Source organism: bacterium (assembly GCA_030654305.1).
GTDB lineage: Bacteria > Krumholzibacteriota > Krumholzibacteriia > LZORAL124-64-63 > LZORAL124-64-63 > PNOJ01.
In genome coordinates, this window is record JAURXS010000065.1 from 1 (window position 1) to 1,111 (window position 1,111).

A 1,111-nucleotide genomic window follows, 5' to 3' on the forward strand; every position below is an offset into this window, starting at 1 on the left:
GGTCCCGCGGGCCGCCGTCTGCTGGACCGCGCCCTGACCCGCCTCGGGCGCGCCCTGGACGTGACGGTAGGGCCCGACGGCGGCCACGCCTCGCGGCGCCCGGACCAGGCCCTGGAGCTCCTGTTCGACCTGCAGACCCTGGACGAGGCCCTGGTCCAGCGGGGGATGGCCGCGCCGGACGGCGTGCAGCGGGCCATCGACCGGCTGGCGGCCACGGTGCGGTTCTTCACCCTGGCCGACGGGTCGCTGGCGACGTTCCAGGGCGGCCGGGCGCGCGCCCCCGCCTATGTGGCCGCCGCCCGGGCGCAGGACGAGACCGGCGACCGGCCCACCGCCAAGGACTGCGGCGGCTATCAGCGGATGGATTCGCGCGTGGTGCAGGTGATGGCCGATGTGGCCCCGCCCGCCGCCGGCCCCTGGAGCGAGCAGGCCTGCGACCAGCCACTGGCCATCCAGGTGCTGGTAAGCGGTCGCCGGCTGATCGATGCGGGCGCCGGCCGGGTCATCGCGGCGGCCTCCACGGCCCAGGTCGGCGAGGGCGGCCACGGCCGGATCCTGAACGGATTTCCCGCCCGGGTGCTGGGCGCGCGCCTGGTGGACGCCCAGGCTCCCATAGACGCCCAGCGGCACGAGGCGCAGGGGGCGGTGTGGCTCGACCTGGCGCATCACGGCTGGATGCGCCGCCATGGCCTGATGCATCAGCGACGGCTGTATCTGGACGTGGACGCGGGCGAACTGCGCGGCGAGGACCGGCTGACCCCCACCGCCAAGGCGCAGGGTCCGGACGGCCGCCACTTCGTCCCCTTCGCCATCCGATTCCCGCTGCACCCCGGCGTGCAGGCCCTGGTTTCGCAGGATCGCCGTAGCGTGCTGCTGCGTCCGGCCGGGGCGACGGAAGGATGGATCCTGCGCAACGACAGCCTGGACATCTCGCTCGAGCCCCTGCCGGGCGGCCGGCGGCCGGGCCTGCAGCTGGTGATGCACGGCCAGCGGCGGGCGGACTCGGGCGCGCGGGTGCGGTGGAAGCTCGCGGCGGCGCGCCAGCAGATTGACGGACCCCGGCCGGCGGCCTAATCCGGCGGCATCCCGCGTGACTGGCGACTTGAGGTGG

Annotated in this window: 1 protein-coding gene; it reads left to right on the forward strand. The window is 75.5% G+C overall.

What is annotated here, in order from left to right:
• On the forward strand, nucleotides 1-1,074 hold a 1,074-nt coding region (locus tag Q7W29_01650; protein ID MDO9170515.1), incomplete at its 5' end, for a heparinase II/III family protein.
• Nucleotides 1,075-1,111: the final 37 nt, after the last annotated feature.